The 15,693-nt window shown below is 69.1% G+C and carries 11 protein-coding genes; 4 read left to right on the forward strand and 7 right to left on the reverse strand.

Annotation, left to right across the window (positions count from 1 at the left end; all coding sequences use genetic code 11):
* Positions 1–61: 61 nt before the first annotated feature.
* The 6 genes from GV790_RS26210 to metH all read right to left on the reverse strand — a co-directional run bounded on the left by GV790_RS26210 (position 62) and on the right by metH (position 10,117).
* Positions 62–1,876, reverse strand: a complete 1,815-nt coding sequence (locus GV790_RS26210) for a choline/carnitine O-acyltransferase (protein WP_163817039.1) — start codon at positions 1,874–1,876, stop codon at positions 62–64.
* A 26-nt stretch (positions 1,877–1,902) separates the two neighbouring features.
* Positions 1,903–2,700, reverse strand: coding sequence for a class I SAM-dependent methyltransferase (locus tag GV790_RS26215; protein ID WP_163817058.1), 798 nt, complete (start codon positions 2,698–2,700; stop codon positions 1,903–1,905).
* 42 nt (positions 2,701–2,742) lie between these two features.
* Positions 2,743–3,603 (reverse strand): HalD/BesD family halogenase, encoded by an 861-nt coding sequence (locus tag GV790_RS26220; RefSeq protein ID WP_163817041.1) that lies wholly within the window; start codon positions 3,601–3,603, stop codon positions 2,743–2,745.
* A gap of 137 nt (positions 3,604–3,740) precedes the next feature.
* Positions 3,741–4,427 (reverse strand): HAD family hydrolase, encoded by a 687-nt coding sequence (locus GV790_RS26225; RefSeq protein ID WP_339384715.1) that lies wholly within the window; start codon positions 4,425–4,427, stop codon positions 3,741–3,743.
* Positions 4,428–4,453: 26 nt separating this feature from the next.
* Positions 4,454–6,088: a serine/threonine-protein kinase gene (locus tag GV790_RS26230; protein WP_163817043.1), complete on the reverse strand. Its 1,635-nt coding sequence runs from the start codon at positions 6,086–6,088 to the stop codon at positions 4,454–4,456.
* A 432-nt stretch (positions 6,089–6,520) separates the two neighbouring features.
* Entirely contained in the window at positions 6,521–10,117 is a 3,597-nt protein-coding gene (gene metH, locus GV790_RS26235) for a methionine synthase (protein WP_163817045.1), read from the reverse strand.
* A 141-nt stretch (positions 10,118–10,258) separates the two neighbouring features.
* Here metH and GV790_RS26240 point away from each other — a divergent pair, with 141 nt between their 5' ends.
* A complete protein-coding gene (locus GV790_RS26240) occupies positions 10,259–11,152 on the forward strand; it encodes a PAC2 family protein (RefSeq protein ID WP_036537599.1) in 894 nt (297 codons plus the stop codon).
* Between the two features lie 121 nt (positions 11,153–11,273).
* On the opposite strand, the gene GV790_RS26245 is transcribed toward GV790_RS26240, so the two are convergent.
* On the reverse strand, positions 11,274–11,579 hold the full coding sequence (locus tag GV790_RS26245; protein WP_163817046.1) for a hypothetical protein: 306 nt from the start codon (positions 11,577–11,579) through the stop codon (positions 11,274–11,276).
* A gap of 301 nt (positions 11,580–11,880) precedes the next feature.
* Here GV790_RS26245 and GV790_RS26250 point away from each other — a divergent pair, with 301 nt between their 5' ends.
* From GV790_RS26250 to GV790_RS31405, 3 genes are all read left to right on the forward strand, one after another.
* A complete protein-coding gene (locus GV790_RS26250; protein ID WP_163817048.1) occupies positions 11,881–13,020 on the forward strand; it encodes an XRE family transcriptional regulator in 1,140 nt (379 codons plus the stop codon).
* Between the two features lie 216 nt (positions 13,021–13,236).
* Complete coding sequence (locus GV790_RS26255) at positions 13,237–14,832, forward strand: TIGR02677 family protein (RefSeq protein WP_163817050.1); 1,596 nt, start codon at positions 13,237–13,239, stop codon at positions 14,830–14,832.
* Positions 14,829–15,693, forward strand: an 865-nt coding sequence (locus GV790_RS31405) for a DUF2398 family protein (RefSeq protein ID WP_256673536.1), incomplete at its 3' end; no start/stop codon positions are given. The genes GV790_RS26255 and GV790_RS31405, both read left to right, overlap by 4 nt.

A 15,693-nucleotide genomic window follows, 5' to 3' on the forward strand; every position in this document is an offset into this window, starting at 1 on the left:
CCGTTTCCGGTCGAGTGGCGTCCGCCCGGCCGCAGCCGCCGGACGCCACCCGACCCGAACGTCACCGGGCGGCGAGCAGGGCTTCCAGATCGGCGACCGCCGTGCGCAGGTGGTCGGCGAAGGCGTGCATCTGGTCGGCGACCGGCGCGGGGGTGGCCAGGTAGAGGTTCCAGCGATCGGGCAGCAGCACGTAGGCCACGCCGATGCAGCGAGAACTGGTGGAACCGAACCCGAAGTACCGGATATTGACCGACGGCGCGGAGCTGGTGCTCAGGTAGTCGTCGCGCATGATCGTCCAGCCGGGGCTGCTGTAGAGCGGGATGGGCTCGGTGACGCCCAGCTCGGTGCCGCGACGACGCTGGATCCATTCCAGCTCCCACAGGTGCTGCTCCGGCGCCTGCCCGGACTGGCACTGTTTGGCCCGGGCCACGTGCGCGGCCGCGGCGGCCTCGGCGGCGGCCAGTGTGGCGGCGGTGTCGGCGGAGGCGTCTTCCATCGCGTCGACGAACGCCACCATCTCCGGGGTGATCACCCGCATGGCCTCGGTGCGGCCGTTGCGGTACTGGCGGGTGGCGATGGATTCGTAGGTGGCGCCGGTGAGGCCCTTGCTGCGGCGGTGGGCCAGCTGATAGCTCAGCTGCGCGAAGGCATCCGGGGAGATGCCGAGCTGCTTGGCCTTGGCGGTGCCGAAATCGTCGAACGACACCGTGGTCGTGGCGTTCTCGGCCGCATAGCGGGCAAACGCCGCCCCCGCCGCGGCTATCTCGGCGCGCTGGGCGGCGCTGAGCCGGAACTCGATCGGCTCTACCACCGGCAGCCCCTGCGGCCTGGCACCGGAGCGCTCGGCGTGTTCGGCGACCGTCGATTCCAGCAGGGTGTCCACGAACGACAGGATCGTGGTGCCGTCGAGACCGCAATGCTCGACGTTGATGCCCGCCTGCCCGTCGGCGAAGACGATGAACGACACCGACTTGTCGAACCAGCGGTTGGCGCTGTCGCCGTGCAGCAGGATGTCGCAGGCGTGGGTTTCGTCGCGCGGAGCGAAATCCTCCAGGCAGACGCAGAACAGTGCCGTCTCGATGGTGTCGAGTGCCGCGGCGTTGACCGGTTCGGCCAGCAGACCCGCGCGGCTGCGGGCCCAGTCCGCGCGGGGCAGCGTGGTCAGATGCCCGACCGCGGTGTCGGTGGCGGCGTACTTCGCTCCGGCCTTGAGCACCGCGCGCAGCCCGTCGGACAGATCCTCGAAGCTGTGCGGTGCGCCGTCGGTTCCGATCACCTCCATCCGGAACATGCTGCCGCGGTGGAAGACCAGGATGTGGCGCGCGTCCGAGGGCCCCGGCCATTCGGGGCTGTAGGGCACACGCACGGTGTCCTGTTCTTCGCCCGGAATGCGAGTCTCGGAGAACAGGTACTTGTTCTGCCACATCGACAGCCGCTGCCCGCGCTGGGTGACCGGCGGGATCTCCTCCCGATCCAGCGCCAGCTTGTAGTCGACGGCAGCGCTGACGATGCCCGCGGCTCGCTCCACCTGCCCGGGCCCGGTGGATGTCGCCAGGGTGGTGTCGTCGCGGAACAGGAAGAAGAAGTTGGCGTTGAGCGCGATCCGGTCGCGCCGGCCCAGATACCGCGACGGCCAGAACTCGTCGAGCCAGCTGCCGACGCCGGGGGTGGCGTCGTAGTCGCGCAGCGCGGCATCCAGGGTCCGGCCCGGGCCGCCGGGGCGCAGCAGATCGGCGACGGCGGCCTCGGTGGCGGCGAGTTCGTCGGCGGTCAGCAGCGGAGTGCACCACTCGATGAACCGGGTACAGCTGTCGTCCAGCGTCGGTAGCGGTACCCGGGGCAGCTGGTCCTCGGCGGCAAACGTGCGTTCGGTCAAGTCTGATTCCTCGGTGTGAGTCGATGTCAGGCGGCGGGGCGGGAAATGTAGAGATTGGCGTAGAGCCAACCGCTGTCTTCCCGGTCGGTCGGATCGATTCCGTTGGCGGACAGAGTATTCAACACCTGCGCCTGTTCGGCATCGGAGGCGAAGCGGCGCTGCGCGAAATCGCCCGGCATCCGTTCGGTGCGGTAGCCGAGGGCCGCAAGCTCGCCCTCGATCGCGTCGAAGCCGTACATGCGCAAGACGAAGTGTGCCATCCAGGGCCTGTGTTCCGGGTCGGCGGTGGCCACCCGGAGCAGGGTCTTCTCGGTGACATAGCCGATACAGCCGGTGGAGATCACCAGGTCGGCGGCCGCCAGGATCCGGCGCTGCTCGTCGGTGGGGTCGGTGGCCTCGAGATCGGCGTGCACGATGTCGTGCAGCAGGCCGGCGGCGTGCGCGTAGTCCAGAGCCGGACGCGAGGCGTCCATGCCGACGAAGCGGACCTCCGGCCGCGTGTCGTCGGCGGCGAGGCGGGCCCGGTCGAGGGCGATCAGCGCGGCCGGATCGTCGGCGGCGGCCGCGCCGTAGTACTCCCCCAGTTCGTCGATGGTCGTGTCCAGCCGCAGCAGGGCCGCGTTGACGCCGTAGGAGCAGCCGATATCGAGCACGGTCGGTGCGCTCACCCCGGTGGCGTCGCGGTATTCGGCGAGCTGCTGCTCGAAATGCGGCTTCGCCAACTGCGGTATGCAGTAATCCAATTCGGCCATGCGCGCGTAGTAGGCGCGCGGATCGGGGCGGTCGTAGATGTCGTCGAAGGAGGCTTTCCCGGTGGTGTGCATAGGCACGGACACGATGGTTCCTCTCGGGTCGAACTGCGCTGCTCAGTCGAGTAGCCGGTCGCCACGGACGGCGTCGGCCGCGGCGTGATGGTCCGACAGCACCCGTCCGAAGAGCTGACGGGTGCGTTCCACGGTGCCGATGACACCTGGTCGGTCGCTGTAGGCGAAGATCGCCGTATGCCGTTGGGTGCGGCCGCTCACCGGGGAGACCCGGTGCAGGGAGAAACGGCCCTGGAACAGTTGCAGATCGCCCGGGCGCAGCTCGAGCCGCTGGATCAGGTGCTGGCCGGTGCCGGTGAGCACCGCGCGCACATCGTCGAGGTTCTCCGCGTGCGGTGAGCGGATGCCCGGGCAGTATTCGAAGACTCCGCCCGCTTCGGGCGCCTGGGTGAGCATGCTGACGGTGTATTCGTTGGTGTCGAAATGCCAGGGGTGTGACATGCCGGGCGCGACGACGTTGAGCACGAGTCCGGCCAGCGGGTCGGCGAATTCGTGCAGACCGGGCAAGCCGAAGCAATCGGCCACGAATCGCTGGAACAGCTGACTGGTGTAGAGCTGGTGGATCAGCGCGTCGGTGGCGATCCGGTCGCGCGGGACGAAGGCGTTGCCGCGTTCGAGCACGATGCGCCCCGGATGATCCTCGGGCAGTGCGGTATCGAGCGGAATGTTGTAGGCGTTGACCCGCTCCACCTGATAGTGCGCGTGCGGGGCCATCTGCTCACCCTGCTCCCGCAGCCGCTCGTGCAGCTCCGGCCGGATGAATTCGCGCAGCACGGTACATCCGTCCTGCGCCAGGTCGGCTCGCGCCGCCGCCACCGCCGCGCGCCAACCGGCGCTGTCGGGTTCGGTGATCGGAAAGCGAGTGGTGTCGACGATCTCGTCCAGGGCTACCGTCGCTGCCATAGCGACATTGTTATCGGACTATTCCCGACACGCCCGGGTTTTCCTGAGATAGGCGGTGACAATCGTCACGGACCGTTCGGTCTTGTTGTCCGGCAACACATTCGACCTGCGCGGACACGGGAACCGGTGACGTGGCCTCAGCCCCGGCCCACCGGATACCGAGTATCCAGCACCGCACCGAGGTCGGCCATGGTGAGTGCGACCAGCGAATCGCGCTGGGTACGAATCGGCGCCTCGGGCACCGCGATCTCACACGGCACCACGAGCACCGCGCAGCCCGCGGCCTCCGCGGCCGCCACACCGGTGGGCGAATCCTCCACCGCCACACAGGTTTTCGGGTCGAGCCCCAGGAGCTCGGCCGCCCGCAGGTAGACATCGGGCTCGGGTTTGCCGTGCGGCACCTCGTCGCCGCAGACCGACGCGTCGAAGTACTCCCGGCCGAGGGTGTCCAGGCCGAATTCGGCAAGCGAACGCTTGGTGTTGGTCACCAGCGCGCTCGGCAGTCCGGCCGCGCGCACCATCGCGAGCGCGTCCTTCGCTCCGGGGCGCCACGGGATGGGTTCTGCCATCAGCTCGGTGACCCGACGCTCCAGGAACTCGCCCGCGGCGCGCATCGCCGCAGGCTGTGGATCGAGGCCGAGTCCGGTGAACACGATGCGCAGTGCGTTGGGGCCGGAGGCGCCGATCAGTGACCGGCGCAGCTCATCGGTCATCTGCGAGCCGAGCTCGACGGCGAGGTCGCGCACCGCGATATCCCACAGTTTCTCCGAATCGAGCAGTGTGCCGTCCATATCCCACAGCACACCCGCCGGCCGCGTGCTCACCTGATCCTCTCCTCTGCGTGTTCCCCCTACAGTCCCGAATTGGCGATCAGCAACCGCCCGTTGTCCGAGGCGACCTGGATCCACCGGCTCTCGGTGGAGGTCGAGCCGTCCTTCAGGGTATAGGTCAGCGAGACCGTCGCTCCGGTGTCCCCGTTGGGTGTGACGCTGTGCACGGTGACGGCGCTGATGCCGGACCAGAAGTTCAGGTAGTCGCTGTAACCGGTCTGGGCCTGGTAGGCGGGTGCGAGCTGGGACCAGGCGGCTGCGGCATTGCCGGGGAGCATGCCGTAGTAGCCGCTGACGAACTGCACCACCCGTTCAGGGGTCGGTGGACCGGACGGGGTCGTCGTGGCGGACGAGGTGGTCGTGCTGGGGGTGGCCGTGGTCGTGGTGGTCGTCGGTGCGGTGGTGGTGGCGTCGTCGGAGGAGGATTCGCCGGTGCCGGAACCATCCGGGGCGACGGCGTCGACCGAGGGCTGCGTCGCCGTAACCGCGGGCGATCCGGATCCGCCCGCCGATGGTTCGCCGCCGCCGTTGACCGCGGCGGCGATCAGCGCGACGAGCACGAGTACGCCCGCGGAGGCCGCCGCGACCAGCGCGATCACGCGGCCACGACCCGAACCCGACCGGGACGGCACCGGCCCGCCGGGGACGGTGCCGGGCGCGGCGGGGACGGTGCCCGGCGCGGCGGGCAGGACCGGACGGCTCGGCGCAGGGCTCGGGGCCGGGCCGGAGGATGGACGCGGCACCGCCTGGGTGGCCGCGGCGGCGTTGTCGGTGTCCCGCGCCGGCGACGGATGCGGCAGCACCTTGGTCGCCGCGAGGACGCCCACCCGTGGACTGCGCCCCGCCGCAACATCTTCCAGTGCGCGCCTGGCTTCCTTCATGGTCGGGCGTTCGTCGACGGTGGCGGCGAGCAGCCGCATCAGCACGGGTCCGAGATCACCGGCCTGCTCCGGTGCGCGCACCTCGGCGCGGGCCACCGCGTGCAGTACCGCGAGGGGGTTGTCGCCCTCACCGAAGGGTGGCGCGCCCTCGACCGCCGCGTACAGAGTGGAGCCGAGTGCGAAGACATCGGAGGCGGGTTCGGGGTTCTCGCCGCGCGCGACCTCTGGCGCGAGGTAGGCGGGGGTGCCGGCCAGGAAACCGGTCGCGGTCACGGTGACGTCGCCGACCGCGCGGGAGATGCCGAAGTCGGTGATCTTGACGGTGCCGTCGTCGGCCACCAGCAGGTTGGCCGGCTTGACGTCGCGGTGCACGATGCCCGCATCGTGTGCCGCGGCCAGGGCGGCAGCGGCCTGAGCGCCGATCCTGGCGACCTGCATGGCGGGCAGGGTGCGCCCACCGGCGAGTTTGGCCGCCAGGCTGGGCGCGTCCATGTACTCCATGACCAACCAGGGCTGTTCGTCTTCCTCGACGACGTCGAAGACGGTGATCGCATTGGGATGGTGCAGGCGTGCCGCGATCCGGCCCTCACGCTTGGCGCGCAGTTTCGCTTCCAGCGCGGCTTCGCGGGTGAGTCCGGGGCCGAGCAACACCTGCTTGACGGCCACGGTGCGCCGCAACCGGACGTCGGTGGCGCGCCACACCACGCCCATCGCGCCCGTCCCGATCGGATCCGTGAGCCGATACCGTCCAGCGATCAACCGATCCGCCGTCATGAGGTTGTGCCCCTCCTGCTTTCCCGCCGAGTCCTCCAGCACTTCGCGCCCGAGCCAGGACCAGCCTGGAATCCCTACGCGCCGAAGTCGTTTGCACCGGTGAGCTGCAGGATGAACTCGCATCCGCCGACTGCCCCGGATGCAGTTGCCACCCTCCGACAATGGCATAAGCGTCCGACAGGTTCCAGCAGCGTTGCTGGTTTCGCCCGCGTGGATGGTGCGGTGGCGGGGTGTCGTGGCGTTCTCACGCCGAACCGGGTGCCGCGTGAGCCGGAATCCGGCCGGGCTACACCGGAAACACCCAGGTCACCGGGGCGCAGCAGCCCCGGAGGTCGCCCATACCCCACCGGCGGACGATTATCCGTGAGAACCGTCACAGCCTGTCGCAATCGTGCCGCCGAGGGCACCCGGGCCCGGCCCGGGTGCCCGCACTCAGGCGTTGAAGTACTTCGCCTCCGGGTGCAGCAGCACGAACGCGTCGGTGGATTGTTCGGGGTGCAGCTGCAGTTCTTCCGACAGCGTGACCCCGATGCGCTCGGCGTCGAGCAGATCGACGAGCTTGGCACGGTCTTCCAGATCGGGGCAGGCACCGTAGCCGAAGGAGTAGCGGGCGCCGCGGTAGCCGAGCTTGAAGTACTCCTGGACGTCGTCGGGATCGGATTCGGCGACCGAATGCCCTTCCAACACCAGTTCTTCGCGGACGCGACGGTGCCAGTATTCGGCGAGCGCCTCGGTGAGCTGGACGCCGATACCGTGCACCTCGAGGTAATCGCGGTAGTTGTCGGCGGCGAACAGTTCATTGGCGAAGTCGGCGATGGGCTGGCCCATGGTGACCAGCTGGAAGGGCAGCACGTCCACCTGGCCGGTCTCGACGGCGCGTTCGCGGGAACGGATGAAATCGGCGATGCACAGGAACCGGTCGCGCTGCTGACGCGGGAAGGTGAACCGATACCGCTGCGGGGCGGCGGGATCGGGTTCGGTCAGCACGATGACGTCATCGCCTTCGGACACCGCCGGGAAGTACCCGTAGACGACCGCCGCGTGCTGGAGCACGCCCTCGGTGGACAGCCGGTCCAGCCAGGCCCGCAGCCGGGGGCGGCCCTCGGACTCGACCAGCTCCTCGTAGCTGGGGCCCTCGCCGCCGCGCTGCCCGCGCAACCCCCACTGGCCGAGGAACAGCGCGCGTTCGTCGAGCAGCCCCGAATACTCGTGCAGGGCCAGGCCTTTGATCACGCGGGTGCCCCAGAACGGCGGCACCGGCACCGGCAGGTCGGCGGCCACATCGGAACGTTCGGGGACCACGACCGGCGCCTCGGCGGCCTTGCGTTCGGCGGCGATGCGCTTGGAGCGTTCATGGCGGGCCTTGCGTTCGGCGGCCTTCTCCCGTTCCGCGATCGCTTCGGGGCTGTCGGGGTCGGGGCCGCCGCCGCGTTTGCGGGACATGATGTCGTCCATCAGCCGCAACCCTTCGAAGGCGTCGCGGGCGTAGTGCACATCGCCTTCGTAGACCTCGGTGAGGTCGTTCTCCACATACGAGCGGGTCAGCGCGGCGCCGCCCAGCAGCACCGGGAACTGGTCGGCCATGCCCTTGGCGTTGAGTTCCTCGAGGTTTTCCTTCATCACCACGGTGGACTTCACCAGCAGTCCCGACATGCCGATGACGTCGGCCTTCTTGTCGACGGCGGCGTCGAGAATGGTCGAAATCGGTTGCTTGATGCCGAGATTGACCACTTCGTAGCCGTTGTTGGACAAGATGATGTCCACCAGGTTCTTGCCGATGTCGTGCACGTCGCCCTTGACGGTGGCCAGCACGATCCGGCCCTTGCCGGAATCGTCGGTGGCCTCCATATGCGGTTCCAGGTAGGCGACCGCGGCCTTCATCACCTCGGCCGATTGCAGCACGAACGGCAGCTGCATCTGCCCGGAACCGAACAGCTCGCCGACGGTCTTCATGCCCGCGAGCAGGGTTTCGTTGATGATCTGCAGCGGCGGCACCTGGGCCATCGCCTCGTCCAGGTCGGCTTCCATGCCGGCCTTCTCACCGTCGACGATGCGCCGCTCCAGCCGTTCGAACAGCGGCAACGCCGCCAGCTCCTCGGCGCGCGAGGCCTTCGACGACGACGCCGACACACCCTCGAACAGCTGCATCAGCTTCTGCAGCGGGTCATAGTCCTCGCGGCGGCGGTCGTAGACCAGATCCAGCGCCGTCTCGCGCTGCTCTTCGGGGATGCGGGCGATCGGCAGGATCTTCGAGGCGTGCACGATCGCGCTGTCGAGCCCGGCCTGCACGCATTCGTGCATGAACACCGAGTTCAGCACCTGCCGCGCGGCCGGGTTGAGGCCGAAGGAGATATTGGACAGGCCGAGGGTGGTCTGCACCCGCGGATGACGGCGCTTGAGCTCGCGGATCGCCTCGATGGTCTCCAGGCCGTCGCGCCGGGACTCTTCCTGGCCGGTGCCGAGGGTGAAGGTCAGGGTGTCGATGATGATGTCGGACTCGTCCAAACCCCAGGTGCCGGTGATATCGGCGATCAGGCGTTCGGCGATCTCCACCTTCTTCTCCGCCGTACGGGCCTGACCCTCCTCATCGATGGTCAGCGCAACCACCGCCGCGCCGTGCTCGGCGACCAGCCGCATGATCTGCTGATACCGCGAATCCGGGCCGTCGCCGTCCTCGTAGTTGACCGAGTTCACCGCGCAGCGCCCGCCCAGGTGCTCGAGCCCGGCCTGCAGCACCGGCGGCTCGGTGGAGTCGAGCATGATCGGCAGGGTCGACGAGGTCGCCAGCCGGCTGGCCAGCTCACTCATATCGGCGGTGCCGTCGCGGCCGACGTAGTCGATGCACAGATCGAGCATGTGCGCGCCGTCGCGGGTCTGGTCCTTGGCGATGTCGAGGCACTTCTGCCAGTCGCCGGCCAGCATCGCCTCACGGAATGCTTTGGAGCCGTTGGCATTGGTGCGCTCACCGATCATCATGACGCTGGCGTCCTGCGCGAACGGCACCGCCGTGTACATGCTCGACACAGCCGGTTCGTGCACCGGATCGCGCCGCTGCTCGATCGGCGGCAGGGTCGGCTCGACTTCCCGCACCGCCTCGGTGACCTGACGGATGTGCTCGGGCGTCGTGCCGCAGCAGCCACCCACCAGTGCCAGGCCGAACTCGGAGACGAAGCCCGACAGCGCCACCGCCAGCTCTTCCGGGGTCAACGGGTACTCCGCACCGTTGGCGCCGAGCACCGGCAGGCCGGCGTTCGGCATCACCGACACGGGGATGCGGGCATGGCGCGACAGATGCCGCAGATGCTCGCTCATCTCGTCCGGGCCGGTCGCGCAGTTCAAGCCGATCATGTCGATGCCCAGCGGCTCGAGCGCCGTCAACGCGGCCCCGATCTCACTGCCGACCAGCATCGTGCCGGTGGTCTCCACGGTGACGTGGGTGATGATGGGAATCCGGCGGCCTGCGTGCTCCATCGCCCGCCTGCTGCCGGTGACCGCGGCCTTGACCTGCAGCAAGTCCTGGCAGGTCTCGATCAGGATGGCGTCGGCACCGCCGTCGAGCATGCCGAGGGCAGCCTCGGAATAGGCATCGCGCAACGCCGCGTACGGCGCGTGACCCAGCGTCGGCAGCTTGGTGCCGGGACCCATCGACCCGAGCACGAACCGCGCCGAGCCATCCGCGCCCGGACCCATCTCGTCGGCCACCTCGCGCGCGAGGCGGGTGCCCTTCTCCGATAGCTCACGGATCCGGTCGGCGATGTCGTAATCGGCGAGGTTCGGCAGGTTGCAGCCGAAGGTATTGGTCTCCACCGCATCGGCGCCGGCCTCGAAGTACGCGCGATGAATACCGCGCAGCACATCCGGGCGGGTGTCGTTGAGGATCTCGTTGCACCCTTCGAGGCCACGGAAATCGTCCAGGGACAGATCCGCGGCCTGCAACATCGTGCCCATCGCGCCGTCGCCGATGACGACACGGCGAGCGAGCGTGTCGAGAAGCGTGGTATCGAACGCGGTGGAGCTGGACGCAGACATGCCCTCAAGGGTAGAGCCTGCGTACAACGTTCCGCGCAGTATGTCCGTCCACCGTGCCCCCGCCCACACCGGCGCCGACACGCGGCGGCGAATACCGCGTCGCGGTCACGGCACATCCGCTCTGGTCGTAGGCTGGCTCGGGTGAACTCGAGTGAATCTCCGGCCTCGCCCGGCCCGGAACTGCCGCCGTTGCGGAATCCGGTACTCGTCGCCGCCTTCGAGGGCTGGAACGACGCCGGCGATGCCGCCAGCGGTGCGGTGGAACACCTCGAACTGATCTGGGATGCCAGACCGCTGGCCGAACTCGATTCCGAGGACTATTACGACTACCAGGTCAACCGGCCCATGGTGCGTCAGGTCGACGGCGTGACCAGGGAGATCGTGTGGCCGGCCACGGTGCTGACGGTGTGCTCGCCGCCGGGCAGCGACCGCGATGTGGTGTTGCTGCGCGGGATCGAACCCAATATGCGCTGGCGCCGGTTCTGCGCCGACCTGCTCGAACTCATCGATCAGCTCGAGGTGCAGACCGTGGTGATCCTCGGGGCGCTGCTCGCCGATACCCCGCACACCCGGCCGGTGCCGGTGACCGGTTCCGCCTACAGCAAGGAGGCGGCCGAGCGCTTCAACCTGGAGCAGACCCGATACGAAGGACCCACCGGTATCACCGGGGTGCTCCAGGATCAGTGCGTGAAGGCGGGGGTGCCCGCGGTGTCGTTCTGGGCCGCGGTGCCGCACTACGTCTCGCAGCCACCCAATCCCAAGGCCACCATCGCGTTGCTGCACCGGGTCGAGGACGTCCTCGATATCGAGGTGCCGCTGCGGGAATTGCCCGCGCAGGCCGAGGAGTGGGAGTCGACGGTCAATGAGATGACGGTCAACGACGAGGAGATCAGCGAGTACGTGCGTTCGCTCGAGGAGCGCGGCGACGCGGCGAGTGATCTCAACGAGACCATGGCCAAGATCGACGGCGACGCCATCGCCGCGGAGTTCGAGAAGTATCTGCGTCGGCGCGGGCCCGGCGGCTTCGGTCGCTGATCGACACTGCGGAGTGCGCCTCGGCGCACCGGGCACAGCACAGCGATGAACGCGCGCGCAGGGGCGACACGGGCTCAGCACCGCGGCAACCGATTTCGGGCGGCGGTGCGCCCGGGCGGACTCAGGTCTGCAAGGTCCAGACTGTGGCCTCCGCATCGCTGGCCAGCTTCGCGAGCAGCATGTCCCGCGGAATCGTCTGGCCGGCAAGGTGATCGAGTGACGGCACCACCACGTGATGGGCATCGGCTCGCTTCAGTTCCTGGGTGAGCTCGGCGAACGCGGTGCCGTCACCCGGTGTCGATTCATGGAAAGTCGCGGCGAAGCAGAGGCCTTCGGCCCGAGCCCGCGCACGTAGCGCGGCTTCCAGCTCGTCGCCATGGCCTTCGGCCAAGTCGTCACGCAAATATCCATAGATCAACGCTTCCACCCGTACCTCCTGGGTCTTTCCCCGCCGTGGCGGGGAGCAGTGCGCCTCCGGGATCTCCCCGCGGATGCGGGGGTGTTGCGCTGGGCCGTACCAACATCGGCCCATCTCGATCATGTCCGATCAACTGCGGCGAAAGCAGATGTCAACCCACTGACATCTAGGTGCCCTATCCGGTGCACCGAAAGTTAACTGGTGCGATACTACAGACGTGGCCGCTACTGACGATCGACCCGTCTGGGCTGTTCGGATGCGTTCGGAGCGCGACGCGAGGGGGTGGTCACAAGCAGACGCCGTCCGCGCGATGCGCGCCAAGTCATCCCACAACCTGCCGACCGACAGTACCCTGCTGCGTAACTGGCGCCGGTGGGAATCGGGTGAGTCGCGGCCGGACGAGTTCTACGCGCCCATCATCGCGGCCGCCTTCGATACCGTCACCGCGGCGTTCTTTCCGAAGTCGCGACCCAACCGCGATGACGAGCTGCTGGCCGCAACCGGTATGGACACACTGGAATTCATCGGCCGGCTGCGTATGTCGGACGTCTCCCCCGCCACCCTCGAGGCCATCCGTATCACCGCCGAACGGCTGTGTTGTGAATACCCCTATACGGATCCGCACGAATTGCATATCGAGGGCACCAATTGGTTGCGCCGGATCACCTCGCTGCTCGATGGCAGGCTCACTCTGTCCCAGCACCGCGAGGTGCTGGAATTGGCTGGCTGGGTGGCGTTGCTGGTGGGATGTGTCGATTACGATCTCGGCCGCCGTACCACCGCCGAGGCCACTCGCCGGGCCGCGCGCTCGCTGGGCCATGAGGCCGAGCATCCCGAAATCGTCGGCTGGAGTGCGGAAATGGCAGCCTGGTTCGCGCTCACGCAGGGCAATTACCGCGGTGCGATCGATGCCGCGGATCCCGCTGCGGCCGACTGCGATTCGCTGGGCGTCGGCGTGCAGCTGGCCGCGCAGCGGGCCAAGGCGTGGGCACGCATCGGTGATCGCCGCGAGGTGGACAGGGCGTTGTCGGCCGGACGCGCCATTCTGGACCGGCTCGACCACCCCACCGATATCGACAATCATTTCGTCGTCGATCCGCAGAAGTTCGATTTCTACGCGATGGATTGCTGCCGGGTCGCCGGCGACGACACACTCGCCGAGACCTACGCCAGGCAGGTGATCGCCGACGCCACCCGTGCCGACGGTTCGCTGCGCAACCCGATGCGGGTCTCGGAGGCCCATCTGACCCTCGCGGTGGTGGCGGTCCGCCGACGCGATCTGGAACTCGCGCTGGACGAGGGCATGCGGGCGTTCTCCGGCAAGCGGCGGTCACTGCCGTCGCTGATGTGGATCGCCGGCGAGGTGGCCCGCGAGATCATCGAACGGTTCCCCGGCGATCCACGTACCCGCGCCTACCTCGATCAGCTGCGCGCACTGGCACCGGACTGAGCATCGGTCCGCACGACAGCGCCGCGCCCGGACCCGGCAGCGCCGCGCCCGCACGCGACAGCGCCTAGCTCGCGCGCGACAGCGCCGCGCCGCACCCCGACAGACCGGGCCCGCAACCGGTAGCACCTGGAGCGAACACCGGCATACCGGACGCGGCCACGCCGAACAGGGGTTCATCGTGCCGGTAGCGATCGCCCCGCTATTACCCTGTTCCCGGTGACCGCTTCCGTCGACGGCTCCCCGAGCACCGAACCCGCCTACCGGGACGAGCGTCTTCGGCTGTTCTCCTTCGCGACCGCCGAGAAGCGCGGCGACTATCTGCGGGTGCTGGACGCCTTCGATCGGGCGCGGGCGGCGTATGTGGTGCTGCTGCACGCCGACGACGTCGCCGCCTGGATCGATGCCGCCGAGGGGACGGCCGCGAACTCCGGGGCCTCCAGCGAGCTGACCAGGCTGACGGCGGCCGAGATCGGCCCGCTGCTCGACCAACTGCACCGCTGGGGTGTGCTCGAACGCAGCTATGACGGCTCACGGGCGGCGACCCTGGCCGAATACCGCAACCGGCACTTCGTCTACCAGTTCGCCCAGGCCGGGTTCCAGGCCTACCGGGCGGTCGCGGGCGTGCTGGAGGCCCGTCTCGACGATGTGGCGCTGCCGCGACTGGTGCTGCCGGAACTGCTTGCCGATCTGGAGGCCCTGGCCGAGGCCAATCGCGGTGCCGACGCCGAGCGGGTCTATCGCACGCTGCGCAGGCTCGATATCGCGCTGACCGATATGGCCGGGCACGCGGCGCAGTTCTATCTCTCGCTCGGTGATCTGGTCCGCACCACCGAGATCACCCCCGAGGCGTTCCTCGCCCACAAGGACGCCCTGCTCGCGCATATGCGCGAATTCGGGCTCGACCTGGCCCGCTTCGCACCGCGCCTGGCCGCGGCGATCCTCGCGGTCGAAGCCACCGGCCTCGACGAGCTGATCGAACGCGCCGCCCGCTGCGATGAACGGGTGCTGCTGAGTCCGGCACGGCGGCAGGCGGATTGGCGTTCCCGCTGGGACGGGTTGCGCACCTGGTTCGTTCCCGCGGCCGAGGTCGCGGGCGCGAGTACCGAGGCCGAGCGGCTGCGGGAGGCCACCATGAGCGCCATCGCCGCGGTGCTGTCGCTGCTGCGGCGGGTCACCGAAACCCGCAAGGGCGGGGTGAGCCGGGAATCCGCGCTGCGGCATCTCGCGGCCTGGTTCACCGCCGCGCCCACCGCCGACAGCGCGCACGCCCTCTTCGACGCGGTGTTCGGGCTGGGCCGCCCGCGGCATCTGGCCACCGAGCATCCGGATGCCGATATCGTGCCCGCGATCCGATCCTGGTGGGAGGCACCGCCCTTGGAGATCTCGCGGACGCTGGCCGAGACCGGGCGTCCGCCCTCGGCCGGTGCGCCGGCCCGGATCCACCGCAACGACGCGGGGATTCGCCGACTGCGCGAGACACAGCTGGCAGCGCAGCGCGAGCGCGCGGCGGCGGCGCGGTCGCTGGCCGGCGCCGATGTGCACGAGCGGGTGCTCGACGAGCGCGAGACCGAGGTGCTGCTGCGGCTGCTCGACGCCGCCTCGACAGCCTGGGTGCCGGTGAGCGGGCGGGTCGGCGGGACCACCGGGTCCGACAGCGGTGTCACGCTCACCGTCTCCGCGTACAGCGGATCCACGGTGGTGCGCACGGCCGCCGGGATGCTTCATCTGAACAATCGCAAGCTCGAGGTACGCCAGACGACGCGCGCCGCTGCGCGCAAGGTCGCGACCGGCAGCGAGGGGGATCGAGCATGACCACACACCGGCGCATCGACGCTCTCGCGCTGGACAACTATCAACGCGCCGCCCGCGTCGTGCTGGCCAATCACCTGGTGACCCGCACCTATCCGGATCGCATCGCGCTCCCGCTGGTGCGGCGCTGGGCCACCGAGCTGCGCGAGGATCTGGCGGAATTGTTCGGGTACCGGCTCGAAGTCACCGAGACGACCGCGCGGGTGTTCCCGGTGCTGGATCGGCTCGATGCGAGCAGGCCCGCGCGCACTCCCGCCGACCGGGTGTTCGATCGGCGCCGCTACGCGTATCTGGCGCTGGCGCTGGCCGCGCTGGGTCGCGCGGGCGATCAGATCACGCTGTCCGAGCTCGCGGACCAGGTGGCGGTGTATACCGCCCAGATCGACGGGCTCGACCTGGCGACCGAGCGCGCCGCCGACCGCGATGCCTTCGTCGATGCGGTGGGCTGGCTGGCCACCCGTGGTGCCCTGACGCTGGCCGACGGTGACGCGAGCGGCTGGGCGTCGGACCCGGCCGCCGGCGAGGCGCTCTACGACATCGATCGCGCGGTGGTGTTCGCGCTGTTCCGGCCGCCGCGGGCGTTGCAGCATCTACACAGCGTCCATGGGCTGCTCGGTGAACCCGCCGGGGCCGGTCCGGCCTCGACCCGCCATGCCGAGTCGGCGCGGCGGGTGCGGCGGGCACTTGTCGAGCGGCCGGTGGTGTATGCCGCGGACCTCGGGCCCAGCGAGGTACCGCTGCTGAGCCAGGATCGGCTCATCGCCGAGGTCGAGTTGTTCACCGGCCTGGCCCAGCACGGGTTCTGGGTGAGGTCGGTCCTCGGCGTCGGACGGGAACGTCTCGGCGGCAGTGACGAACAGCTCG

The organism is Nocardia cyriacigeorgica, from assembly GCF_010858045.1.
Taxonomy (GTDB): domain Bacteria; phylum Actinomycetota; class Actinomycetes; order Mycobacteriales; family Mycobacteriaceae; genus Nocardia; species Nocardia cyriacigeorgica_E.

What these genes read in the sequence shown, in the direction of transcription:
- GV790_RS26220 (WP_163817041.1), bottom strand. Translation starts at nt 3,603, where the DNA reads ATGGCAGCGACGGTAGCCCTGGACGAGATCGTCGACACCACTCGCTTT.
- GV790_RS26230 (WP_163817043.1), bottom strand. Translation starts at nt 6,088, where the DNA reads ATGACGGCGGATCGGTTGATCGCTGGACGGTATCGGCTCACGGATCCG.
- metH (WP_163817045.1), bottom strand. Translation starts at nt 10,117, where the DNA reads ATGTCTGCGTCCAGCTCCACCGCGTTCGATACCACGCTTCTCGACACG.
- GV790_RS26215 (WP_163817058.1), bottom strand. Translation starts at nt 2,700, where the DNA reads ATGCACACCACCGGGAAAGCCTCCTTCGACGACATCTACGACCGCCCC.
- GV790_RS26250 (WP_163817048.1), top strand. Translation starts at nt 11,881, where the DNA reads ATGCGCGCCAAGTCATCCCACAACCTGCCGACCGACAGTACCCTGCTG.